21 protein-coding genes and 1 pseudogene are annotated in these 22,591 nt (G+C 59.7%); 17 read left to right on the top strand and 5 right to left on the bottom strand.

All coding sequences use genetic code 11. From position 1 onward, the window contains the following. Nucleotides 1-63: 63 nt before the first annotated feature. The 3 genes from ABIB60_RS19225 (at nucleotide 64) to ABIB60_RS19215 (ending at nucleotide 3,011) form a co-directional block, all read left to right on the top strand. Nucleotides 64-318, top strand: a complete 255-nt coding sequence (locus tag ABIB60_RS19225) for a hypothetical protein (protein WP_044019292.1) — start codon at nucleotides 64-66, stop codon at nucleotides 316-318. Between the two features lie 673 nt (nucleotides 319-991). After that, nucleotides 992-1,900, top strand: a complete 909-nt coding sequence (locus ABIB60_RS19220; protein ID WP_044019291.1) for a hypothetical protein — start codon at nucleotides 992-994, stop codon at nucleotides 1,898-1,900. Nucleotides 1,901-2,738: 838 nt separating this feature from the next. Next, nucleotides 2,739-3,011, top strand: coding sequence for an efflux RND transporter permease subunit (locus ABIB60_RS19215; RefSeq protein WP_231569839.1), 273 nt, complete (start codon nucleotides 2,739-2,741; stop codon nucleotides 3,009-3,011). A 107-nt stretch (nucleotides 3,012-3,118) separates the two neighbouring features. On the opposite strand, the gene ABIB60_RS19210 is transcribed toward ABIB60_RS19215, so the two are convergent. The 4 genes from ABIB60_RS19210 to ABIB60_RS19195 form a co-directional block, all read right to left on the bottom strand. Next, nucleotides 3,119-4,009, bottom strand: a complete 891-nt coding sequence (locus ABIB60_RS19210) for a M12 family metallopeptidase (RefSeq protein ID WP_156109492.1) — start codon at nucleotides 4,007-4,009, stop codon at nucleotides 3,119-3,121. A 274-nt stretch (nucleotides 4,010-4,283) separates the two neighbouring features. After that, nucleotides 4,284-4,637: a COG4705 family protein gene (locus ABIB60_RS19205; protein WP_354582081.1), complete on the bottom strand. Its 354-nt coding sequence runs from the start codon at nucleotides 4,635-4,637 to the stop codon at nucleotides 4,284-4,286. Further along, nucleotides 4,616-5,092, bottom strand: coding sequence for a COG4705 family protein (locus ABIB60_RS19200; protein ID WP_139926225.1), 477 nt, complete (start codon nucleotides 5,090-5,092; stop codon nucleotides 4,616-4,618). The genes ABIB60_RS19205 and ABIB60_RS19200 overlap by 22 nt, the downstream gene beginning before the upstream one ends. 12 nt (nucleotides 5,093-5,104) lie before the next feature. Then, nucleotides 5,105-5,923 carry a phosphatase PAP2 family protein gene (locus ABIB60_RS19195; RefSeq protein ID WP_081910978.1) on the bottom strand — a complete coding sequence of 273 codons (819 nt, stop codon included), beginning with the start codon at nucleotides 5,921-5,923 and terminating at the stop codon, nucleotides 5,105-5,107. Between the two features lie 803 nt (nucleotides 5,924-6,726). Here ABIB60_RS19195 and ABIB60_RS19190 point away from each other — a divergent pair. From ABIB60_RS19190 to ABIB60_RS19135, 12 genes and pseudogenes are all read left to right on the top strand, one after another. Then, nucleotides 6,727-7,392: a phosphatase PAP2 family protein gene (locus ABIB60_RS19190; protein ID WP_044019288.1), complete on the top strand. Its 666-nt coding sequence runs from the start codon at nucleotides 6,727-6,729 to the stop codon at nucleotides 7,390-7,392. Nucleotides 7,393-7,841: 449 nt separating this feature from the next. Further along, entirely contained in the window at nucleotides 7,842-9,128 is a 1,287-nt protein-coding gene (locus ABIB60_RS19185; RefSeq protein ID WP_052381933.1) for a TolC family protein, read from the top strand. Nucleotides 9,129-9,148: 20 nt separating this feature from the next. Further along, entirely contained in the window at nucleotides 9,149-10,378 is a 1,230-nt protein-coding gene (locus ABIB60_RS19180) for an efflux RND transporter periplasmic adaptor subunit (RefSeq protein WP_044019286.1), read from the top strand. Nucleotides 10,379-10,381: 3 nt separating this feature from the next. Then, the gene (locus ABIB60_RS19175; protein WP_044019285.1) at nucleotides 10,382-13,480 is read left to right on the top strand and encodes an efflux RND transporter permease subunit; all 3,099 of its coding nucleotides are present in this window, start codon (nucleotides 10,382-10,384) and stop codon (nucleotides 13,478-13,480) included. Between the two features lie 5 nt (nucleotides 13,481-13,485). After that, complete coding sequence (locus ABIB60_RS19170) at nucleotides 13,486-13,848, top strand: hypothetical protein (RefSeq protein ID WP_167855719.1); 363 nt, start codon at nucleotides 13,486-13,488, stop codon at nucleotides 13,846-13,848. Between the two features lie 148 nt (nucleotides 13,849-13,996). Continuing rightward, a complete protein-coding gene (locus ABIB60_RS19165; protein WP_044019282.1) occupies nucleotides 13,997-14,419 on the top strand; it encodes a hypothetical protein in 423 nt (140 codons plus the stop codon). Between the two features lie 121 nt (nucleotides 14,420-14,540). Then, nucleotides 14,541-15,263 (top strand): annotated as a pseudogene (locus tag ABIB60_RS19160) (VIT1/CCC1 transporter family protein). A gap of 124 nt (nucleotides 15,264-15,387) precedes the next feature. Next, complete coding sequence (locus ABIB60_RS19155) at nucleotides 15,388-16,065, top strand: response regulator transcription factor (protein WP_044019281.1); 678 nt, start codon at nucleotides 15,388-15,390, stop codon at nucleotides 16,063-16,065. Further along, on the top strand, nucleotides 16,062-17,360 hold the full coding sequence (locus ABIB60_RS19150) for a sensor histidine kinase (RefSeq protein WP_044019280.1): 1,299 nt from the start codon (nucleotides 16,062-16,064) through the stop codon (nucleotides 17,358-17,360). Before ABIB60_RS19155 ends, ABIB60_RS19150 begins: the two co-directional genes overlap by 4 nt. 96 nt (nucleotides 17,361-17,456) lie before the next feature. Continuing rightward, complete coding sequence (locus tag ABIB60_RS19145) at nucleotides 17,457-17,942, top strand: hypothetical protein (RefSeq protein ID WP_044019279.1); 486 nt, start codon at nucleotides 17,457-17,459, stop codon at nucleotides 17,940-17,942. Nucleotides 17,943-17,981: 39 nt separating this feature from the next. Further along, nucleotides 17,982-18,773, top strand: coding sequence for a phosphatase PAP2 family protein (locus ABIB60_RS19140; RefSeq protein ID WP_180754657.1), 792 nt, complete (start codon nucleotides 17,982-17,984; stop codon nucleotides 18,771-18,773). A gap of 80 nt (nucleotides 18,774-18,853) precedes the next feature. Further along, entirely contained in the window at nucleotides 18,854-19,291 is a 438-nt protein-coding gene (locus ABIB60_RS19135; protein ID WP_044019278.1) for a PepSY-like domain-containing protein, read from the top strand. 1,069 nt (nucleotides 19,292-20,360) lie between these two features. On the opposite strand, the gene ABIB60_RS19130 is transcribed toward ABIB60_RS19135, so the two are convergent. Further along, nucleotides 20,361-20,693: a DUF4158 domain-containing protein gene (locus tag ABIB60_RS19130; RefSeq protein WP_044019274.1), complete on the bottom strand. Its 333-nt coding sequence runs from the start codon at nucleotides 20,691-20,693 to the stop codon at nucleotides 20,361-20,363. Between the two features lie 307 nt (nucleotides 20,694-21,000). Between ABIB60_RS19130 and ABIB60_RS19125 the strand changes: the two genes are divergently transcribed. After that, nucleotides 21,001-21,771: a transporter gene (locus ABIB60_RS19125; protein WP_167855720.1), complete on the top strand. Its 771-nt coding sequence runs from the start codon at nucleotides 21,001-21,003 to the stop codon at nucleotides 21,769-21,771. A 355-nt stretch (nucleotides 21,772-22,126) separates the two neighbouring features. Further along, a complete protein-coding gene (locus ABIB60_RS19120) occupies nucleotides 22,127-22,447 on the top strand; it encodes a DUF6660 family protein (protein WP_139926221.1) in 321 nt (106 codons plus the stop codon). Nucleotides 22,448-22,591 lie beyond the last annotated feature (144 nt).

The following is a 22,591-nucleotide window of genomic DNA, read 5'->3' as shown; positions in this document are numbered from 1 at the left end:
GAAGCCGTAATTTTGGGACTAAACTTTTAATCAAGGCCACTTCTAACTACACTACCCCATTCTATGAATCAATCCGTCACGCGGTACAAGCGGGCTCGTAAAAAAGCCAAGGAATCCTTTTCTGACTTAGCCCTGAAGGGTATTGAAAAAAGCGAGGTTCTGCTCGGTAAAGCCAAAAAAGGAGTGAAGTTCTATCAGAAACATCCAACGGCTTGCAAACTAGGCGCTCTCGCAGCCGTGGGGCTGCTGGTCTATCTGAGCAAAAAGGACGATAAGCAAGCCGGAGAGCCGGCGTCCGCGTCTGCTCTTTCGCACTGAACCGGGTAGGCAGATTAGCTATTGTCTACCAAGAGGCGCAAATAGCTTACGCGTGTAACCCGGGGAGTAAGCACTACACGGCCAGCACGGTCATAGCGAACCCTGTGCAAAGCCCCTCGCGTCACTTCCTGAGGATAGCGAGCGAGGGGCTTTGCCGTGGCGCATACTGTTGTGGGGCGTTGAGACCTCGTCAAGGCGACTTACTGTAAGTCGCAGGAAGGCCGACTAGTCGCCTTTCTTATGCTTATGCGGTTTCAGATCGGGGTGTTTCGGTCTGTTTTCTTCCGTGACCCGTCTTCTTCTGTCCGGAGTACCATCTTCTTTCTTAGGCTTAGGGCCGGGTTTGATAGCCATGGTAATTGGTAGTGGTTATGGGTACAACAGGTATCTACGTGTTGGAATATACACGCTTATCGGATAAGAAGAAACGATCGGCCAGCCGTTTAATAACCTTTACTTCCTGCCGGACAGCAAACTGAGCAACTACAGCACCTGACTAGTTGCCCGGAGCGCGGAAACGTGTGCTATTAGTAAAACTATCACGCCGCAATAGCATTGTATTCAGCTCGTATAGGTACGTTAGGCCCGGTATAAGATCACTGAGAGTGGGCAAAGAAGGCTGATAAGCCTCTGACACACGTGGTAGTTTAACTTTCTATTTTACTTACCCTACATGAAAGTATCTGAAGTGTCGTCCGAATCACTTGTAACCATGGGATTGTTCGCCCTCTACGCGGCCGGTTACCTGATTGTGAATATGTACCTAGCGACTCACAATCTGACAGAAGCAAGTTGGTTGAGCTTTAACTATATCAAAGCGGGCATCAGCTTCTTAGGCTTTACGCTACCTCCCGTACTAATAGCCTACTATAGCACGCACGAACAAGAGCAGGTACCTATACCTATCGTGGATGCCGCGTTTGCCGTGCTGGGAGCTCTTGGGTATGGATGCGTTGCGTTCACCATAACGGGGAGCTTCTCGGCAACGGCTGAATCGGTTACGCCCATGAAAGTAGTGATCATAGCCGGCGCATTTGTTGCAGCCAGTATATGCTTATTTGCGGCGCTTAAACCGGCTGCGGATACCCCTAACTGGGGCAAAAAGCATGGACTGCCGTGGTTCTACCTACTACTGGCTGTTGTAATAATATGGGTAGGCGTATATGGCATGAGCTTACTCATCCTGTACTTCATCTCCAGTGGAGTGGTCTGCCAAGTAATAGTTCGGCAGATGCGCCGGATTAGGGAAAAACCTTCGCTCCAGCGAGCAGTGTGGACTGCTATAGCAGGCATTACTTTTCTCCTGGTAGCGTGCGTGTTATACGGAGTGCTCTTCTATCGCTGGATGCCGTTGCAGTTGGGCGGTGGGCGGCCCTACTTCACCCGCTTTTACCTGCAGGCAGAAGCGCTTGACAAGCTGGTAAAAAGTGGGGCTATTACCTCCCCAGCTGTGCTGCAGGCACCTGTCGAGGTGGTGTACATCTCGGAAAAAAATTACTACGTGCTGGTTAATGGCAATGCGGTTCCCTTACCCATCGAGAGCATAACTGGATATGCAGGAACCGGCACCCAAAATCTCTGACCGAATTGCCTAACGTCGCAAAAGGCAAGCAGTTAAGGCAGTAGTTCAGAAGAAAAGATTCGACACCTACTTTGTAGGCGTCGAATCTTTCCCGCTAAGCCTTGGACTTGTCCTTACGGGTAACCTCACACCTACACTTGCATCGCGGGCTGGCAAGCTTGCGTAGTGACGCACACTCCGGTCCTAGCCGGTACTGGACTTTGACTGGTTGGTCAATACCAGTTAGAGCAGAGCTTTGCGCGAGTTTGGCCTGCCTGCGTCGGCTCTACTCTGGTGCTCTGCATGATGTTTTCAAAAAAGCGAACTACTACCGGTTCGCTTTTTTGGTTTTGGGGCCGACGCCTCCTTACTAGGCAATACATGCAGAGCAAGCTGGCGTAATACGTACAAGGTGCTGCAATTTTCCTGCAGATTTGAGTGCTTGTTTTGCTGCCTCACTCAATTCCCGTGCTTTTGCCTATCCACTCACCCCATTGCTCGCTTTGCTGCCGCGTGTGTATACTGGTGGCGGTCCGCATCAGCGCTGCCGACGCGGAGCTGGTGCGGAAAACCTGCAAGCTATGATGAGCGTCACCGCCCGCCTCGACGACCGCGACCCAGGCGGAGTCATGCGCGACATCCAGCAGTGACTGGCCCAGTTGGTGCCCCTGCCGCCGGGCAGCTACTTCAAGTAGTACGGGGGATCCTACGCCGAGCAGCAGCAGTCGTTTCAAGAGCTACTCACCATCCTGATTACGGCGTGCCTGCTCGTATTTGCCGTGGGGCTGTTTCTATTTAGGGACGTGAAGGCCGCGGGACTGCTTTTGCTGGTGGCCGTTCTGGGCCGGCCGGCGGCAGCCTGGCGCAGCACTTCACCCCCACTCCCCTCCATGTAAGCTCGTGCACCGGCCTGATTATGGTGGTGGACATCATCGGGGAGAATGCAATCTTCACGCTGCAGCCATTTTCTGACAACCGCGCCGAGGGTAACCCCGTGGACCAGGCCATCGGCTACGCTATTGTCGCCCGCCTGCGGCCTAAGCTGATGACCGCGCTGGCCGCTATTTCTGCCTTACTGACCCTGGCCATTGCCGTTATTGGGGGCTACTGCTGGCCCTGCCCCTGCTTTTAGTAGTGTCACCCAGTCTGCTGCGGCTGGCCGACGCAGTTAAGCTTGATGCACCCGTAATAAGAACGAGGTAGCGCGTCAAATTGGCCAGAAGAGCTAACGTGCAGCCCCTACCCCTTCAGTAGCGTGGATGCGCTGCTCGACGCAGGAAAAGGATAACACCGACCAATGAACGCAATGTCCTGGGCAGAAAGCTGGGTATTAGGCGGCCTATGCGTGTGGGGGACGGTGAAATCTGGGGGGAAACTATAGTGCATAATCGAAAGCGGATCATACCCGGAATTCGTGATAAGCTCTTTTTCCGCTTGTTCAAAGAAATTGGTGTCCACTTTCTGCCGATCCCACCCGTAGGCTTGAAACAGGCGGCTGTAGATCAGGGGCTTGTTCCACTGGATAGCAGCTGCCGGACTCTGATGCTCGTGCACGCACCCCAGGCAATGGCCAAATTCGTGCAGTATCGTAGCCGGGAAAGCGTCCGGACTGGTCGTTTCATCCGAGAGATCAAAATTCATCGTGGCTTTATTCTGATCGCGTTCCGTCAGCGCATCCGTGCCTACCAAGGACCAAGAGCCGCTACGGGTAAAGCTAATTCTTACTTCCGCCTCCCCCTGCGTAATAAAGTCAAACGTGATGTTGGCATGGGTTTCCCACGTTTTGGCGATTGTCTCAATTTGACGGTGCACATGCGCCTCCCCACCCAGAAAGCGGACCCGCAAAACTCTGCCTGGCTGCCAGAAGTGGGTGTGCAGTAGGGCCAGTTCCTGCAGGATTTCTTTGGTTTCCCTTCTCCCAATGGCGGTGCCTTCACTGATCAGCAACTCCGAGTACGCTTTGTGGCCGGCCGCTATTTCCTGCAGCAGGTACCGAGCGGGTTTGTGGCCGTAAATTGACTCGGTTTCCGCATTCATGACATTGTCGGCCCGTTCTCGTAGCGCAACGTACAGGCCGTATTCACCGCCATGGGGGCGCGTGGTACATAGGTTGAGCGGGGTATTTTTCACTGGCGTAAGTAGGGTATGTATATGTAAGGGCATTCAGCCGCACGGGGCGGCCAAAGTAGCAGAGGGTATGCTACTCTATCAGGAGGGCTAAAAATCCTCACTCCCCCCGGACCTGAGGCCCTAGCTGGTGGGAACTAACTTAGTGTAATTCCATGGAAATCGAAAAAATACTAATTCACAAACCTTCTAAGTCATTAATTCATAATACCAACTGCTGCGCAGGAAAAACTGCTGAGCCGCGGATACTCTACTACCCTCCTATCGCACCATCCGGCTACAAAGCATCTAGTGCGCTTGCCGCGAAATATCTACCCTTCGGGTATAACGGACGTGGATTTGCCAGGTCAGCGCGATGGGGACGCCAGGTGGTGTAGGCGACTAGAATAACCAGTAACGCAAATAGAGTCAGCGAGGATCCCTGCGTGCCGAAGCCAAGGCCATGTTTAGCCAAGGGTTTGGTTAACAAGTCGCCGAACGTAGTTCCGAACGGGCGGGTGAGCACGAACGCCACCCAAAACAGGAGCACGTGCGACAGGTGGGTGAAGTAGTACGCCAGCACGACCAGGGCTAGCAGGGATCCAATAAGCAGCGCCCCTCCGGCGATCCCTAAGCCGGAGTAGTCGGCCATATAGTGGCCCAAGGCCGTGCCCAGCGTGTTGAAAAATAGAATGGCAGTCCAGTAAAACCGCTCCCCCCGGCGAGTGGTAATCGTACTGACCGAGAGGGTTTTTCGTTAAGCCGCCATAGCCCCAGTATTACGGCCAGCAGCGTTACCAGCAACGCTGAACCAGTAGCGTAGCCTAAACCCATGGTCCGGTCCATGTAGTCTGACATGGTGGTGCCCGCCGTGCTGGTGGCCAGAATCACGGCCCAATACAGCGCGGGGATGTACCGACTGACAACTAGCTGGGCAGCCAGGACGACCAGGAACACGCCCAGCAGCAATAGGGAGCTAACCCCGTAACCCACGTTCAGGGTTTGCGCCAGCAGGTCCCCGGCCGTTTCGCCCAAGGTGGTGGCACAGATCTTCATCACCCAGAAGAGTAGGGTGACTTCCGGGATTTTCTTCAGCGCGGTCTGCATGAGGCCAGCCAGTTAATGAGCGCGCCAGCTCAGCGTCAGGCCGGATGTGCCACCGCCAAAATAGGCCGGAGCCACGTTCAGGCCTACCAGGCGCGGCTGCCGGCCCCAGCGGTTGCGGTGGGTAAGATAGCCCAGGTGTGCGGAGAGAATACCGAAGCCCGCGCCCGCCACCACGTCGCTCTGCCAGTGCTTGTTGTTGATCATGCGCAGGGCCGCTACGCTGGTAGCGATAGTATAAGCACCAATGCCATACCACTGGCTTTTGTCGCGGAACTCCGTGTGCACGATGCTAGCGGCCAAGAACGCCTGGGCCGTATGCCCTGACGGGAAGGAAAGGTTATCAGAACCGTCGGGGCGGGTTTCCCGAGTTAGGTTTTTGACCGCGAATACGGATGCCAGCATGAATAACTCCGACTTGCCGATAACCAGCAGGGTGTTCAGCCGGTCGTCGCGTGACTCTACTCCCGAGAGGGCTACCAATCCCAGCTCGGCATAGGGGGCAAAAATCAAGATGTCGTCCAGCCGCGTACGGTAGGTGGGAAACAGCTTGTGAATGTCGCGGTTGGCTTGCTGATTAGTGTAAAAGCCTCCCCCGTTGAAGGTATAGGCCCCGTAGCCGATAAGCAGCGCGGGCACAATGCTGGCCTTCACCAGTTTGCCCTTGTACCAGGGTTTGGAAGCTGGTGGTGCCGCCGCCGCGGGCACCTCGAATTTGTGCAGTGAGTCCGCGGCCGGCGTGGGCGGATTCTGGGGAATCTGGGCGTAGGCCGGCATGGACAGGCTCAGAACTATCGCCGCGAAAACGGCGCGGCAAGACGATGCAATACGCATATGTTGGTAGCTAGTGTGTAACCATGGCCCGCATCAGCGAGGAAAAGAGTTCTGAAATCGCGCAAACCTAACGGCGGATTCTGGCGGAAATCTGAGTTTTAAAGCTTACTCTGGAGCGGCTGTGGTTGAGCTTTCCTTCGTGCGTATCTATCTAATCCGCACCCATTAGGTTCGTGCTGAGAACAGCAGCTAGCAGAGTCTTGCGGCTTACGTTTCCCGAGTATAAGCAGCGTCCAGGGACACGCAGTGGGGGCAGCGTGCCCGAGTTTCCTCGATTCGGGTGGGCTCGTAGTATTGCCACTCACCTCCAGCCTTCACCTGCTGACCAACGGGACACCCGTCGTTGTCGTGGTAGGGGTAGCGTACTGGCCCCGGAGCTGCGGACCGTAACCCAGTTGCGTGCTGGTTATGCTGGAAAAAAGGCGGAGTCTTGGCCATCGGTATGAAATAGCTGGCGTGTTGGCTGAAGCCAGGTGAAGTATTTATGATCCAGCCACTGACACAGAAAGCGGCATCTGGCACCTTATCCGGGCAACTAGTGAGCAGACGCTGCTACAAGCTCGATAAGATAGAGTGCGACGGCAAAGGTGCCCGCTGATTCTGAAGCAAAACTGACGCCTGCCTGACCGCCGCTATCCGGCTGGAGCGGCGGGGTCCGGCCAACTTCCAGACGCACCTGGACAAGCTGCAGCAGGCTCCTTGGTGGCTAGGCCTCAGTTTTTACTCAGAATCCGATACTAGTCTTGCTTTTGCCGGCTCCCCTGTGAGTTGGTACGGAAAGAGGTTTTACAAGACTGTTCACTATGGATCTCTCTGATCTGACTCACCTCCTGCGCCACTTGCTCCGGCAGCGGCGCCAGGTGGTAGTACTCCTGCTACTAGGCATTATCCTGCCTTGGAGCGCGTTTCTGAAGGCCGCCTCAGAAATCCGGGAGGGGGAAGGCTTCCCTGGCGACCAGGCCTTTCTGCGGTGGCTGCATGCCCATGCTACGCCCCCGCTGGACGCCCTCAACCTGCTGCTGACCCGGGTCGGCGGACCCCAGGTAATGGCCGTTGTGACCCTGCTCATTGCGGGTTTCCTGTTCTGGCGCCGCTCTTACCACCAAGCCTGGTTTTTCTCGTGGGCAGTTGGAGGCGCTATGGTTATCAACCTGCTGGCGAAGGCGCTGTTAGGCCGGGTCCGACCGGCACTCTGGGTATCTCTGGCTCCGGAAACGACGCCTAGCTTTCCCAGCGGCCACGCCATGGGGTCGGCGGCGGTGGTGCTGGCGTTGGGGCTGATACTGGCCCACTCGCCCCGGCGCTGGCTGCTGTGGCTGCCGGGGGCACTGTTTGTGCTGGGGGTGGGCATTTCGCGCATGTACCTGGGCGTACACTATCCTTCCGATGTGCTAGCGGGCTGGATTGCGTCCGTTGGCTGGGTGACGAGTGTATACCTGCTTTTCAACCGGTCCACCCTGCTAAGGTAATTCGGGAGTGAGGGCCGAAGTAGTCGGCCAAGTCGCCTTTACACGCCCTTAGTATACAACTCAGTTTAGCGCTGACAAGATATTCTAAGCCCGTTAACCAGTCGGGAAGCTGGCTAACGGGCTTTTTCACTACGGGACCGTTAGTTTCTGGCTTAATAGGGTTTATTCAGAATTGCTTCAGAAACGGTGCCTAACCTTGTGCGTAGTGCTGCTTCACGCATTCTTCATAAATACCTAAAGTACCATTCATATGACAGCAAGATGCTTTTAAAGCAGAGTGCTGGCGGACAGCTGATAAAACAATCCTGTTTTACAACCTCACATGCGGTAGCCATGCGCTCTTCGCTTTGTTGCACTCATAGTTAGTTGCCGTGACTTTTTTCCTTCCGAATCGACTTTCAAATCTTCTGGTCTTTCCCCTCCACCGCCGCGGCGTTTGGCTACTGGCTTTGCCGCTGCTGCTGGCCGGCTGCGTCAGCACCAAGTCAGCGTACACCCGCGACCATGTGGCCCGGCGCCTGCAAGCCCGCGGCGGCTACGAGCTGGGCACGGCCCGCAGCGCCAGCGCCCTGGCCCCGGCGCTGCCTACTCTGCAGGACGGCCTGAGCGAAGACGAGGCCATCCGCCTGGCCCTGACCCGCAACCCCGCTTTCCAGGCCGACCTGAGCACGCTGGCGCTGGCCCAGGCCGATTTACAAGACGCTGGTTTGCTTCCCAATCCCGTGCTGAGCCTGGTGACGGCCCACGGTACCGCCCCGTTCTCCATGGCGCTGAGCCTAGCCTCTGACCTGCTCTGGCAGCGGCCGTCGCGCGTGGGGGCCGCTCAGCTGGAAACCCAGCGCGTAGCCGAAAGCCTCGTCAGTCGCGGCCTGCTGGTTAGCCGCGACGCCCAGGTAAGCTACACGGATATCACGCTGGCCGATGAGCGGCTGCGCATCGCCCGTGAGGCCATTGTGATGCGGGCCGAAGTAGCGCGCATCGTGCGGGCCCGCTACCGCGCAGGCGAGGCCAGCGAGCTGGAAACCGTGGCGCCCAGCGCCGATTCCCTGCGCGCCGTCGACGACTACTACCGGGCCCGCCGCGACAACCGGGTGGCCCGCCTGCGCCTGCTGGCTACGCTGGGCCTGGACTCCGTGAATGCCGATTCCCTGCGGTTCACCGCCGCTCCCGTCTCGGCGACTCTGGTGCCGCCCTTGCCGACGCTGCTCGATTCGGCCTACGCTGCCCGGCCCGACTTGTGGGCAGCGCGGGTGGGCATCGAGGGCATTGGCCAGCGGCTGCGGTGGGAACGGAGTCGGGTGTTTTCGTTCATCGTTTCGCTGGACGCCCGCTTCAACAACCCCAACCCGGTGCACCTGGGGCCGGGCGCAACCATCGGCCTGCCCCTCTTCAACCGCAACCAGGGCCGCATTTCGCGGGTGAAAGCCGAGCTGGAACAAGCCTCCTGGCAGTACCTGACCCTGCGCCAGACCGTGAACCTGGACGTGCGCGAGGCCTACGCCCAGTACGAGCAGGCCACCCAGAGCGTCGCCCTGTGGGAGCGGAGCTACCTGCCCAGCCTCCAGGACGCGCTGCGCCGCTCCACCAATGCCTTTATCAACGGCGACTTCCCTTACGTGCAGGTGGCCGAAACCACCCGCCAGTTGCTCGATGCCCAGCAGCGTGCCGCCGACGCCCGCGCGGACCAGCGCCGCGCCCTGGCCCGGCTGCGCTACGCTGTGGGCGGCCGCTTCTAATTCTTCGATTTCTTCTCTGTATGTACTTCCCCAAGTTTACATTCTCCCTGCTGGCAGCGTCCCGCTGCCTGGCACTGAGTGGCCTGCTCTGTGGCGCAGTTGCCTGCGGCAAAGCTGAAAAGCCCAAAGCCGTCAGCCCTTCCGAGGTTGCAAACCCGGTCAAGGAGTCAGACCTGACCACGGTGACCATTACCGCCGACGCGGAAAAGCGGCTGGGCATTAAAACCGTGGCGGTCAAGACCGACAACGTGCAGGCCACCCGCGAGGTGGGCGGCGAAATCCAGGCCGTACCGGGCCAGGCTGTGACCATCGTGGCCCCGGTGCAGGGCACGCTGCGTGGCGGGGCCAGCCTCACGGCCGGCCAGCGCGTGCGACAGGGGCAAACCCTGTACCAACTGGTGGCACTGCCCGCCGAGCGCGACCTGCTCACGCTGGACCAAGGCACCACCCAGGCCCGCACCCAGCTGCAGGTAGCCCAGGCGCGCCTGCAACGGGCCGAGGCCCTGCTGGCTGACCGCGCGGGCAGCGTGCGCGCCCGCGATGATGCCCGCGCCGACGTGGCCCTGGCCCAGCGGGCCCTGGCCGATGCCCGGGCCCGACAGGGTGCTCTGAACGGCAACACCGGCGGCGGGCAGAGCCTGCCCATCAAAGCACCGTTGAGCGGGGTAGTGCAGCGCGTCACGGTCGCGCCGGGTTCGCTGGTGACGGCCAACACCGTGCTGCTGGAACTGGCCTCCTTGAACAAGGTGTGGGTGCGGGTACCGCTGTTCGTGGGCGACTTGCGCCGCCTGGGCAAGGACCAGGCAGTGACCGTGCGGCCCCTGAACGGCGGCGCGGCCCGGCAAGCGCGGCCGGTGGAAGCGCCCACCATTGGGGGCACGGCGGGCACGGCCACGGCCGATGTGTTCTACGAGATTGACAACACCGACGAGGCCTTTCGCCCCGGCGAGCGGGTGGCCGTGGACGTGACGCTGGGCAACGCGGCCAGCGGCGCCACAAATGGTATGACGGGTGCGGCTACCAGTACGGCGGCGCTGACTGTGCCTACGGCCGCACTACTCTACGACGCCTCGGGCGGGCAGTGGGTGTACGTGCGCACCAAGCCCTTGCAGTACGTCCGCCAGCGAGTGGAGGTGCAACGGGCAGTGGGGGACCAGGTGGTCATCTCGCGGGGCGTGAAAGCCGGCGCCGAAGTCGTGACCGACGGTGCGGCGGAGTTATTCGGAACCGAATTTGGCGGCAGCCACTAAGCGATGAAGTGGATAATAGAATCGGCGCTGCGACTACGGCTGGTGGTAGTCATCCTGTTTGGCGTATTGCTGGCAGCAGGGCTGCAGGTGGTGCGTAACACCCCGTTGGATGTGTTTCCGGAGTTTGCGCCGCCTTACGTGGAAGTGCAGACCGAAGCCCCCGGCCTGAGCACCGCCGAGGTGGAAGCCCTGGTGAGCGTGCCGCTGGAAAACGCCCTGAACGGCACGCCCGAGGTCAAGAAAATCCGCTCCAAATCGGTGCTGGGCCTCTCGTCGGTGGTGCTGTACTTCCCTCAAGGCACCGACATCAACAACGCCCGGCAGGCGGTGCAGGAGCGGCTGGCACGGGTGGCCCCTACCCTGCCCGGCGTAGCCCGGCCTCCGGTGATGCTTTCACCCTTGTCCTCGACGAGCCGGGTGCTGAAAATTGGGGTGTCGTCAGATAGTCTGACCCAGGTGGAGATGACCACGCTGGCCCGCTGGAGCATCCGCCCCCGCCTGATGGCCGTGCCCGGCGTGGCCAACGTAGCCATCTGGGGGCAGCGCGACCGGCAGTTGCAGGTGCTGGTGAACCCCGAGCAGCTGCGCACCCTGGGTCTGACCTTGGCCGAAGTAGAAAAGGCGGCGGCCGACGCTACCGCGCTGGCCGGCGGCGGTTTTATCGATTCGCCCAACCAGCGCCTGGCCGTGTCGCAAAGCTCGGCCATCCAGTCCGCTGCTGACCTAGCCCAGATGCCCGTCACGTTCCGCAACGGCGTGAGCCTGAAGCTGGGCGAAGTGGCGCAGGTGGTCGAGGGCTTTCCCGCCCCCATCGGCGACGCCGTAATTAACGACGGGGCCGGCCTGCTGCTCATCGTGGAAAAGCAGCCGGGAGCCAACACCCTGGCCGTGACCCAGCAGGTGGAAGCCGCGCTAAATGCCATGCGTCCCGGTTTGAAGGGGCTGGAAATCGACTCGACCATCTTCCGGCCGGCGACCTTTATTGAAATGTCGCTCAGCAACCTGAACAAGTCCCTGCTCATCGGCTGCGTACTGGTGGTGCTGGTGCTGCTGTTTTTTCTGTACGAGTGGCGCACGGCCCTCATCAGTGCGCTGGCGTTGCCCACCTCGCTCATCGCGGCGGCGTTAGCGTTACGCTACTCCGGCAAAACCATCGACACGATGGTGCTGGCCGGCCTCATCATTGCCCTGGGCGAAGTCGTGGACGACGCCATTATCGACGTGGAAAACATCATGCGCCGCCTGCGGCTGAATCACGAGGCCGGCTCGCCTAAAACGGCCTTTGCGGTGGTGTACGAGGCCAGCATGGAGGTACGCTCGGCCGTGATTTACGGCTCGGTTATCGTGGCGCTGGTGCTGCTGCCCATTTTCCTGCTGCCGGGCTTGTCGGGGGCGTTTTTCCAGCCGCTGGCCTTTGCCTACGTGCTGGCCATTCTGGCCTCGCTGTTTGTGGCCCTGACCCTGACGCCGGCCCTGGCCCTGATTCTGCTGCCTAAGGCGGCGGAGAAAAAGTCGAAAGATGCGCCGGTGGTGGCCTGGCTCAAACGGCACTACGCCCGCATCTTGCCCACCCTGCTGGCCCGGCCCAAGCGCGTGGCCTGGTCGCTGACGGCAGCCGCGGTTATCTCCATGCTCACGCTGCCGTTTTTCGGCCAGGAGTTTCTGCCCAACTTCAAGGAGTACGATTTTCTCATGCACTGGGTAGAGAAGCCCGGCACCTCGCTGCAGGCCATGTCGCGCATCACGGTGCGGGCCAGCAAGGAGCTGCGCGCCATTCCCGGCGTGCGCAACTTCGGGGCCCACATCGGCCGGGCGGAAGTAGCCGACGAGGTGGTGGGTCCCAACTTTACCGAATTGTGGATTTCCGTCGACCCCAAGGTGGACTATGAGGCCACCGTGGCCAAAATCCAGACGGTGGTCGACGGCTACCCCGGCCTGTACCGCGACCTATTGACCTACCTGCGCGAGCGCATCAAGGAAGTGCTGACCGGTACCTCGGCCACCATCGTGGTGCGCATCTTCGGCCCCGACCTCGACCAGCTTTACACCAAGGCCAAGGAAGTGGGCAGCAAGCTCGAAGGCGTAGAGGGCGTGGTGGACCTCAAAGTGCAGCAGCAGACGCTCGTGCCCCAGATTCAGGTGAAGATGAAGCCCGAAGCCGCGGCCCGATTCGGTCTGAATCCCGGCACGGTGCTGCAGGCCATCAGCACCGTGGTGAAGGGCCGGAAGGTGGGCGAAATCTACCAGGAGCAAAAGATTTTCGACGTAGCCGTGTGGGGCCAGCCAGCCATGCGCGCCGACTTCGGGGCCGTGCGCGAGCTGCTCATCGGCCTGCCTGGTGGCGGGGCCGTGCCCCTACGCGAGGTGGCCGACGTGCGCATCGTGCCCACGCCCAACGAAATTACCCGCGAGGCCTCGTCGCGCCGCATCGACGTAACGCTCAACGTGCGGGGCCGCGACCTGGGCTCGGTGGCCCGCGACGTGCAGGCGCAGGTGGACGGCGTGGCCTTCGGCGCCGGCTACCACCCCGAAATCCTGGGCGAGTACGCCGAGCGACAGGCCTCGCAGAACCGCATGGCCCTGCTGGTCTGCCTCTCGCTCATCGGTATCTTCCTGGTACTCTACACCGACTTCGGCACCGTGCGCCTGGCCGTACTGGGGATTCTGAGCTTATTCTTCGCCGTGTCGGGCTGTTTGCTGGCGGCGTTTCTCACCGGCGGGGTGCTCTCGCTGGGCTCCATCGTGGGGTTTATTACGGTACTGGGCGTGGCGGCCCGCAACAGCATCATGCTCGTGAGCCACTACCGCCATCTGGAAGTGGAGGAAGGCATGCCATTCGGTAAGGAACTGATTATCCGCGGCTCATTGGAGCGGATATCGCCCATTATCATGACGGCCCTGACCTCAGTGCTGGCCCTGCTGCCCATCATCTTGGCCGGCAACGAGCCGGGCTCTGAAATCGAGCACCCCATGTCGGTGGTTATTCTCGGGGGCGTCATCACCTCCACGGTGCTTAACCTGCTGGGCATGCCCGCGCTGTATTGGGCTTTCGGCCGCAAGGCCGGAGCGGAACCAGCGCGGGCAGAACCAGCCGTCGCCTAGCTCCGATGACTGTCGTCTGCCCCACTACGAACCCAAACCCCTCAATCAGGTTGCGCGTCGCTTGGGCCGGAGCCGGGCTGGTGTTGCTGCTCAGCAGCGGCCTGACTCCACATGGCGCCCTTTCGCCTTCGGTGGCGGTAGACCCCGACGCGGTGCGCACGGTGGCCGCCCGACCCATGGACAAGTCGCTGCTGGTGTACCTCGCCGCCGACGATTACCGGCAGATAGCGGTCTCGTTGACCCGAAAGTTTGGCGAAAAGTTTCGGGCGCGGCGCGACCACCTGCCGGCCGTGGCGCGTGCCCCTGATGAGCTTATCTGCCCAGTCAAGCCCGGTCGCATAAAGCATAAATCGGCCAACCTCGCTTAAGTCGGCCGGAAAATCAACTTCTTCCACAATGTCGCGGTCAGCAGGGGTCATCAGTCACTGCCTACGCCAACCTGTCAACAAACTTAAGTATTCAATGATAAGATTCTTGCGCGTTTGCAGGCATCCCTGCTACCGGCTGCTTCTGTGTTTGACCATCGGCTTGCTTACCTCTAGCTGCGGTTCCAAATCGGACAGCGTAAAACAGGCAGCCGAGACTGCGCCCGTATTCAACGTCCCCGACCTGCTGGGCTTGGATATTGACCGCGTGGAAAGCAAGTTGGGCCGGCCCAAGTGGGACAGCGTAGCCGCGCATGACGCCTCCGAAAGCGTCCGCCTCTTTCGCCGCGATACACTGCTGCTGCGGGTCGGCTACAGCGCGCGCACCCGAAGAGTGTACAGCTATCTGATTCAATCCGCGCACGCACAAACTCATGATTATCGGCCCCTGCTGCGCCTGGCGAACCTTACCGGCAACGAGCCCGTGCTGGTGGTGGTGCCCGTGCCGTCAAAGAACAATTCTGCCGAATACACCGGAGTTAAAGTGTTTGTAAAAGACGCCGGGAGCCGGTAATGCGGCAGCAGCATACTAGGGGGAAATAGCCGACTACTTCGGGGACAGCGCAATTGATTTGGCAAACGCCTGGGGTAGCGGCACTTTATTTCATAGTCTTTAACTGACTATTTCTTTGCTCATGCAGCCCGACTCCCGCGCCTTTCTTGAAATACGTGCCCACACCGAAACGCACCTGACCAGCTCGGCCATGCTGCAGGACATCGTCATCGGTCTGTCGGATGGCCTGACGGTGCCCTTCGCCCTGGCGGCGGGCCTAAGCGGGGCCGTGGCCTCGTCCAGCCTCGTCATCACGGCGGGCCTGGCCGAAGTGGTGGCCGGCTCCATTGCCATGGGCCTGGGCGGCTACCTGGCCGGCCGCACCGAGGTGGAGCACTAAGCCGCCGAACTGCGGCGCGAGCACCAGGAAGTACGGGAAGTGCCCGAGGTGGAGCGCTGCGAAGTTAAGGAGCTGTTGGCTGAAATGGGCCTGAGCCCCTCCACCCAGGAAGTGGCCATGCAGGAGTTGACAGCTGACCCTGAACAGTGGGTGAAGTTCATGATGAAGTACGAACTGGGCTTGGAAGCGCCCAATCCCCGCCAGGCTCCCAAAAGCGCCGTGACCATCGCCGGGGCCTACGCCGTGGGCGGCCTCATTCCGCTCAGTGCCTATTTCCTCACCAGCACGCCCTGGCAGGGCCTGCTTTGGTCGGCCCTTATTACGCTGGTTTGCCTGCTCATCTTCGGCTACTTCAAGAGCCGCATCACCGGCCAGCCGCCGGTGTGGGGGGCCCTCAAGATGGCCAGCACCGGGGCCGCCGCGGCCGGGGCCGCATTTTACGTTGCCCGTCTCTTTGGGAGGTAAGGCGATCCAATACTACCCCCGCCTGAACGCGCCGGCAGCCCGGCGCTTCAGCTTTCCTTCAGATTTACGGACTTATTTCGCCTTCACTATCCCATCAGGGAAGACCTGCTTTTGCCCATTTACCATGAAACTGCTGCTGATTGAAGACGAGGTCTACCTGCGCAATACGCTCGTAGACTACCTGCGGCAGGCGGGATACGTCTGCGAGGTCGCCGGGGACTACCAGCAGGCGCTGGAGAAAATCAAGCTATATCAGTACGATTGTGTGGTGCTAGACTTAACCCTGCCCGACGGCAACGGCTTGAATATTCTTCGCGAACTGAAGGCCGACAGCTCCCGGGCCGGCGTGCTGATTATTTCGGCCCGTGATGCCCTTGATGACCGGCTGACGGGCCTGGACCTGGGCGCCGATGACTACCTGACCAAGCCCTTTCACCTGGCTGAGCTGAACGCGCGGCTCCGGGCCATTATCCGGCGGCGCCAGTTCCAGGGCAGCCACCACATTGCTTTCCGCGACCTGCTGGTGTGGCCCGAGCAAGCCGAGGTGTTTGTGCGGGACCAGCCGCTGGTACTCACCCGTAAGGAATACGATCTGTTGCTGTTTCTGCTCGCCAACCCTAACCGGGTGCTGACCAAAGAATCCATTGCCGAGCACCTATGCGGCGATGCCGTGGACAGTGCTGACTCGTTTGACTTTATTTATACCCACCTGAAAAACCTGCGCAAGAAGCTCCAGGAAAAAGGGGCCGACAACTACATCCGTACCATGTACGGCGTGGGCTATAAACTCAGCACCGAGTGAAGCTGCTCACCAAAACCAACCGCTACTACCTGCTGCTGACCACGGTGCTGTTCATTGTGGCCAGTGCGGTACTCTACTACGGGCTATTCGGCGCCTTGCAGCACGAGGTGGAAGAGCAGTTGTTCAATCGCCGCGTATATTTGGAGCAGCGGGTGCAGAATGGTGTGGGCCTGCCCACCTCCCCCTTTGAGTACCAGATGGCAGTCAGCCACCGACCCCAGCGCATCGGCTACAGCGACACGCTGCTGCTCGACCCACAGGAGCAGGAAATGGTGCCGCACCGCCAGCTTACGTTTCCGTTACGGGTGCGGCAAGAGCTGGTTTGGGTAACGTTGCGCAAGTCACTGGTGGAAACCGAGGACGTACTGGCCGTGGTACTGGGCGTGATGGTGGGCGTGCTGGGGCTACTGCTGCTGGGCGTTATTCTGATTAACCGCTGGCTGGGGCAGTGGCTGTGGAGCCCGTTCCGCAATACGCTACGGGTGCTGCGCGGCTACGGCGTGCAGCAGGACCAGGTGCTGACGTTTCCGCCGACCAACACCGATGAGTTTGCCGAGCTAAACCAGGCCCTGACCCTGATGAGCCAGCGGCTGGTAGCCGACTACGAGGCCGTGCGGGAGTTTACGGCTAATGCCGCCCACGAGACCCAGACCCCCCTGGCCATTATGCAAGCCAAGCTGGAGCAGATGCTGCAGCTGCCGGAACTGGTAAACCCGGAGCTGGCTACGCTGGTGTCGGAGCTGTACGGGGCCACGCTGCGGCTCTCGCGCTTGCACCAGGCCCTCACGCTACTCAGTAAAATCGAGAACCGTCAGTTCGCAGACACCTCTGCGCAACGCCTGGACCGGCTGCTGGAAGAAAAAGTGCTTCAGTTTGAGTCGCTGGCCGATGTACGGCACGTGACGCTACGCACCCACCTCAGCGGCGTGCCAGCCTTGCAGATGCACGCCGGCCTGACCGATTCGCTGGTACACAATCTGCTGCAGAACGCCATTAAGCACAATCACCGCGGGGGCACTATTGATGTGACGCTGACTCCAGCGTACCTGGAAGTGAGCAACACGGGCCCAACGGTGACCGGCGACCCAGCCCGCTTTTTCGAGCGGTTCCGCAAGCACCAAGCTGCTTCCGATTCGCCGGGCCTGGGCTTGTCGATTGTGCAGCAAATCTGCCAGTACTATGGCTTTACCGTGCGCTACCGCTTCGAGCCGACTACCAGCCTGCATACCTTGCGGGTGGACTTCGCACCCAAAAAGGCAGCTTCCACTCCGGATACTCAAGTGTCAGCGGGCTAAGCCAGCGTCAGTTCTGAGGCCGCACGTCAGAATTACTTCAGATTCGATTTATAGACTGCGGGCCAAACCACTCCAGGCTTGGCTTTTCCTCCCTGTATGCTCTCACGGCTCCGCCCACACATTTTACTCTTCCTGTTTGGCCTTGGAGCATTAGCCGCTCTGACCGGATGCGAGTCGGGCAGTGGCCAGCCTATCACGGTGCCAGCAGCAGCGCAAAACGCTTTGCGCCAGAAATTCGGCACGCACCTGGAGCAGCTGCGCTGGCACCCGGACTCAAACCGGCTACACGCCTCTTTTATCTGGAAGACCATCCCCGTAGACGTATGGTTGACCGCGGCCGGCCAGGTGCAGGAAACTCAGCTGGCGATGCTTGGGGAAGACATACCGCCCGGGTTGCAGGATTCGCTGCAGCGCTACTACCGCTCCTACCAGCGCCGGGCGATGCACTTGGTTGAAACGCCGGCCGGCTTCCACTACAACTTGCTGCTCGCCGCGCCCGGTGGCCCCGCGATGCGCTTCCGCTTCCTGGCCGATGGGCACCGGCTCAGCCAACCTGTTAAGGTTTCCAGCTCCCCCCGTTAGGTTATGAGAAAAACAGCTTTTCCCCTTATAAGTGGAGGTGTGCTGGCTTGGTCAGTGGGGGCGGCGCAGGCTCAGCAAACGGCATTAACGCCGGGCTTGCTGGTGCCCGATAGTGCCCACGCTACCTCTTCCGTAATGGTGCAGCGGGTCCGGCCCGCTACCTGGGTCGTACTGCGGGGGCTGGTAGTGCCGGCGGCTTTAATAGCAGCCGGGGCCCTCACGACAGAGCATGTCGAGGTAATCAATTCCGATGAAGCGGTGCGGGAGGAAAGCCGGGAACACCTGCGCTGGGTGCGTACCAACCTCGACGACCAGCTTCGCCACGCGCCCGCCTACACCACGCTGGGCCTGAGTTTGCTGGGGGTGAAGGGCGAGCATAACTCGCTCAACCAGGCCGTGTTATTTGCTCTCACCTACACGCTTAATAACACGATTACCAGCAACCTTAAGCGCATCACCCGCGTGGAGCGCCCCCAGGGCAACAGCTTCGAGTCGTTTCCGAGCCAGCACACCAGCGCGGCGTTTTCGGCGGCCCGGTTTCTGGACAAAGAGTACGGTGCCCAGAGCATCTGGTACCGGGTGGGCGGCTACACTGTGGCCACGGGCGTGGCCGGGCTGCGCGTGGCCAAGGATAACCACTGGCTCTCCGACGTGGTGGCCGGGGCCGGGGTAGGCATGCTGTCCACGGAAATAGTGTACCGGGTGTACCCGCTGCTGCAGCGCGCCACTCGCCGCGTCATCGGCCCAACCAGCCGGTTTGGCCACCACGCCGTGCTGCTGCCCAGCTACGCCAATGGGGCCACGGGGGCGACCTTGGTGATGGTGTTATAATTTTTACGGACAGCGTCGGATTCCAGAATATCGACAGAATCAGGGGGTAGTTTTGGCCATAGATCTTTCAAAACCTCCCCATGAAACACTATCTTGTGTTGGCCGCCTTCGCTCTGGCGCTGGCCGCCCCCGCCCAGGCGCAGCAGCTGAAGGCGACCCAGGTTCCCGCGGCAGTCGTTGCGGCGTTTAAGCAGAAGTTCCCCCAGGTCAAAGAAGTGAAATGGGAAAAGGAAGGTGACAAGTACGAAGCCGGCTTTGAGCAGGGCAACGTGGAAATGTCGGCCTTGCTGAGTGCCAGCGGTGAGCTGCTGGAAACTGAATCGGAAATGGCGCCGTCGCAGCTGCCAGCTGCCGTGCGGGCCAAGCTAGCCAGCTCTTACAAAAGCTATAAAGTCACGGAAGCCGCCAAAATCGTGTCGGCCAGTACGGGGGCTACCACCTACGAGGCCGAGGTGCTGAAAAGCGGCAAGAAGATGGACCTCCTCTTCGACGCCAACGGCCAGGAAGTAAAAAAATAACGTGATTGAAGCCCAAAAATAGTTGGCTTCCATGATAACTTGAGGCCCAGTTCGTCCCTGAAGCAAACGCCTGCTCCGACATCTGATCCCACACGTATTGCAGCACCCATACCAGGAATGCCTGGTTCTAATTCAAGCTGTCAGCATCTGCTGACAGCTTGTTTTTGTTATCTACCTGTCGTTTTTCGCCTTGTTCCCTTTAGCCCGGTCTTATAAATTAGTCTGCTACGCTGTATTTTAGCCTACTAACTGCTTTAACCGTGAAAAAAATCTGTTGCGCTATTACCCTTTCGGCTACGGGGAGTTTTATTGATAACTGGGAAGCTATTGGGCAGGCTGCTGCTGACCAAAGCGAGCGCCCACCAAGCCACCATCAGTTCATTCACGACCATTCGCACTAGTGGTGTAACATGAAAGCTGCTTTGTCCAGACCTCCCAGGCAGCGGAGCAGTTCACTTCGGAGCTTGTTTTCAGCGCGTAGCGCCAGCGTGCTCACAAGTCCATCTAGTAAGTCGAGAATATCGTCCGTTGCCGTCCGTTCCAAGGCGTGCATAAACACAAGCAATGTCGCCAAACACCGGTCCTCGAGCATCCGGCTTACTCTCTGAGCCCATGATACCTGCGCGTGGCGCACCATGCGTGTCACTCGATCTTCCGGTAAGTCACGTACCAAAATGTCTCCCACGCCTACGGCCCGCAATTGTTCCAGCCGCCAAAAGGCTCCTGCCAGGGCTGGAGCCGACACGCGGGTAGGAGGCGTACGGAGGACTTGCATCGGCGTAAATCGCTCTCCAGGCAACAGAATCAATACATCTTCCAGTGCGGCGCACTGCAGCGTTAAAAGCCGGGCAGCAAGTTGCCGATACACCGTGCGGCTAGTACACTCCCGTACCAGGACAGTCAAGCGGGCCAGCATCGTAGCGCCCGGCTGTACCACGCGGGGCGTTACTAGGTGAGCAGTAGCCAAATTAAATAAAATGCTGTGACGTACCGGGCTGGTTGTCACCTGCGCATACAGCCAGTGGGTAGGGCGAAATGCCTGCTTCGCTTCAATGAGTATGTAACCGAGTTACACCAGCAGTTTGGCCTGCTGATCGTCCCTAGTACTTATACGTTTGCGATGTTCTTCTATTTCGGGCGGTGCAGCACCCAACTGCGCGGGTAGGGTGTCCACGACAACCGTTGGCAAATCGAGTGGGTCGGGTGGAAAGGTAACCAGAAACCGAAGAGTACAGAGTTGCACCACGCAGCCCAGCCGATTACATGGCCGGCGCCGCTGGGCCACGAACGCCAAATCAGCGAACCTCAGGTAAAAGAAGCGGGCTATTTGCTCAGGGCCAGGAGCCACGTAGTAGCATCTGTAGCGGGCGGCTTGCTCGTCACTGAGAAATTCTACGGGCATGCAACAGCTTGTTAAGCAGAGAAAGTACTGATATCATGCTGAATGGGCCATTGCACGTCAGTGAAGAGCAATAGAACTGAATAAAACGCACCGAGTTGCTCCAAGATAAGCCTCCCTTAACTAGGTGGCAATCGGCTATCACAAACTGATATAAAAAACCAGTTCGTAGATAAGCGAGTATGTAAGCTTGCCTAAAAAAATATTTAGGTTTGTCTAAAATACACGTATGCTCTCCTTCTACTGCCTGGTATTCTGTTCACTGCCTGTAGCCTTGTCAGCGCAGAGCCAAGGGGTCGCGCCGGATTCCTTGAATCGTCGCCCCCCCCAGTACTCGCTCTTGCGGCCGGTGCCCCGGGCCCGGCTGCGGCCAATGAGTACGGACCGGCCCGACGCGACGGAAAGCGCCTACTTGGTGGACGCGGGGCATTTTCAGGTGGAAACCGACGTGCTGCGGCTGGGGCGGCAGCGGTTTGGCAAGCAGGACACGCACCAGGAGCTGGGGCTGAACCATGCCAATCTGAAACTAGGTTTGACGCGCACGATGGATGTGCAGCTGGTGGTGGAATCGTACACGGCGCAGACGGAGCGGGGCGAGCATCCGGGGGCACGGGCCGGCTTTGGGGACCTGACGCTGCGGGTGAAGCGCAACCTGTGGGGTAACGACGGGGGCCGCACGGCGCTGGCGCTGATGCCCTTCGTAAAGCTGCCGACGGGTCGGCGCACTGGCAACCACAATTGGGAAGGCGGCGTGGTGGCACCGTTTGCCTGCCAATTACCCCACGATTGGAGCCTGGGCAGCCAGTTGCAAGCTACCTGGGTGCGCGACGAAGCCACGGCGCGTCACTGCCTGGAACTGGCCCCGACCCTGACCGTGGGCCACGACCTGTACAAAACGCTGGGTGGGTTTGTAGAAGTGGCCGGGGCCTGGGACTGGCGGGAAAGAGGCTGGGCCGCGACGCTCAACGGCGGGCCCATCTGGCGGGTGACGGATAACGTGCAGTTGGATGTGGGCCTGAACTACCCGCTGACGAAAGACACAGAAACAACGTACTTTCTGGGGGTAAGTTTTCGGCGTTAGGACGCGGGAATAATGCGTGATTTTGCGTGGACAGCTGCTGGGGTCAGAGAAATTAACACTGAATGCATTCTGTTTGCTGCCGCTGCCCCTGACGTCAGTTCGCTCAGCGAACTCAACACCTGTATACTGCCGGTTACGAAGATTTTAGCCTAGTGGTGTGCCCGGCGAAAAACTGGTTGCTTCAGCTTATTTTATAACCAGCGATTAGGGTCGAAGCCAGCCTCATGCCGTGTTTTTCAGGTCTATTTCCCCAACCTAAACCCATCATGCTGATCTGCTACGCCTGTTAATTACCTGGTAGAGGAATCTATTTGGCGACGAGTACGTATGTTTGCAGCGTTTGCCCCTTTCTGCTATGCGTTTTTTCGCGGTCTTTTTTGCGCTCTACCTGCTGTTGCTGGCCTGTCTGCCCTGTGCTGACGGGGCGGTGAACCCGCCGGAGCCGGCGCGTGCCCGCATTACGGCGCAGACCAATGCCGCCGCGCATCACCAGCAGGATTGGTGTACTCCCCTGTGCCAGTGCCACTGCTGCGCTGGTACCTCCTTGCCTGCCGCTACGGCCGTGGTTCTTCCGGCCACCCACCCGGTAGGCGATGCTGCCCGGCCGTTTGCAACGTTGACGAGCCCGGCCCCGCAGCCGCGGGCCTTTGCCGTCTGGCAGCCTCCGCAAGCCTAGTTTCCTGTTTTTTCGGTTCCGTCCGCGGGACCGGGCACGCTGCCGTGCCCGGTCCCGTCGGCGCATACGCACCTTGCTGTGCGCTGTCGAACCCTGCCGTCGTCGAGCCCCGCGGGCTCCGACCGCCCTTTTCTCAGGATTTCT

The organism is Hymenobacter sp. UYP22 (genome assembly GCF_040547285.1).
In the GTDB taxonomy this organism is placed as follows: Bacteria; Bacteroidota; Bacteroidia; order Cytophagales; family Hymenobacteraceae; genus Hymenobacter.
This window is presented reverse-complemented; position numbering and strand designations above follow the sequence as displayed.

Excerpts from the sequence above, each read along its gene's own strand:
- ABIB60_RS19145 (WP_044019279.1), top strand. The coding sequence starts at position 17,457 with ATGCTCTCACGGCTCCGCCCACACATTTTACTCTTCCTGTTTGGCCTT.
- ABIB60_RS19155 (WP_044019281.1), top strand. The coding sequence starts at position 15,388 with ATGAAACTGCTGCTGATTGAAGACGAGGTCTACCTGCGCAATACGCTC.
- ABIB60_RS19120 (WP_139926221.1), top strand. The coding sequence starts at position 22,127 with ATGCGTTTTTTCGCGGTCTTTTTTGCGCTCTACCTGCTGTTGCTGGCC.
- ABIB60_RS19195 (WP_081910978.1), bottom strand. The coding sequence starts at position 5,923 with ATGCGTATTGCATCGTCTTGCCGCGCCGTTTTCGCGGCGATAGTTCTG.
- ABIB60_RS19220 (WP_044019291.1), top strand. The coding sequence starts at position 992 with ATGAAAGTATCTGAAGTGTCGTCCGAATCACTTGTAACCATGGGATTG.
- ABIB60_RS19225 (WP_044019292.1), top strand. The coding sequence starts at position 64 with ATGAATCAATCCGTCACGCGGTACAAGCGGGCTCGTAAAAAAGCCAAG.
- ABIB60_RS19130 (WP_044019274.1), bottom strand. The coding sequence starts at position 20,693 with ATGCCCGTAGAATTTCTCAGTGACGAGCAAGCCGCCCGCTACAGATGC.
- ABIB60_RS19190 (WP_044019288.1), top strand. The coding sequence starts at position 6,727 with ATGGATCTCTCTGATCTGACTCACCTCCTGCGCCACTTGCTCCGGCAG.
- ABIB60_RS19135 (WP_044019278.1), top strand. The coding sequence starts at position 18,854 with ATGAAACACTATCTTGTGTTGGCCGCCTTCGCTCTGGCGCTGGCCGCC.
- ABIB60_RS19180 (WP_044019286.1), top strand. The coding sequence starts at position 9,149 with ATGTACTTCCCCAAGTTTACATTCTCCCTGCTGGCAGCGTCCCGCTGC.
- ABIB60_RS19175 (WP_044019285.1), top strand. The coding sequence starts at position 10,382 with ATGAAGTGGATAATAGAATCGGCGCTGCGACTACGGCTGGTGGTAGTC.
- ABIB60_RS19205 (WP_354582081.1), bottom strand. The coding sequence starts at position 4,637 with ATGGCCGACTACTCCGGCTTAGGGATCGCCGGAGGGGCGCTGCTTATT.
- ABIB60_RS19170 (WP_167855719.1), top strand. The coding sequence starts at position 13,486 with ATGACTGTCGTCTGCCCCACTACGAACCCAAACCCCTCAATCAGGTTG.
- ABIB60_RS19200 (WP_139926225.1), bottom strand. The coding sequence starts at position 5,092 with ATGCAGACCGCGCTGAAGAAAATCCCGGAAGTCACCCTACTCTTCTGG.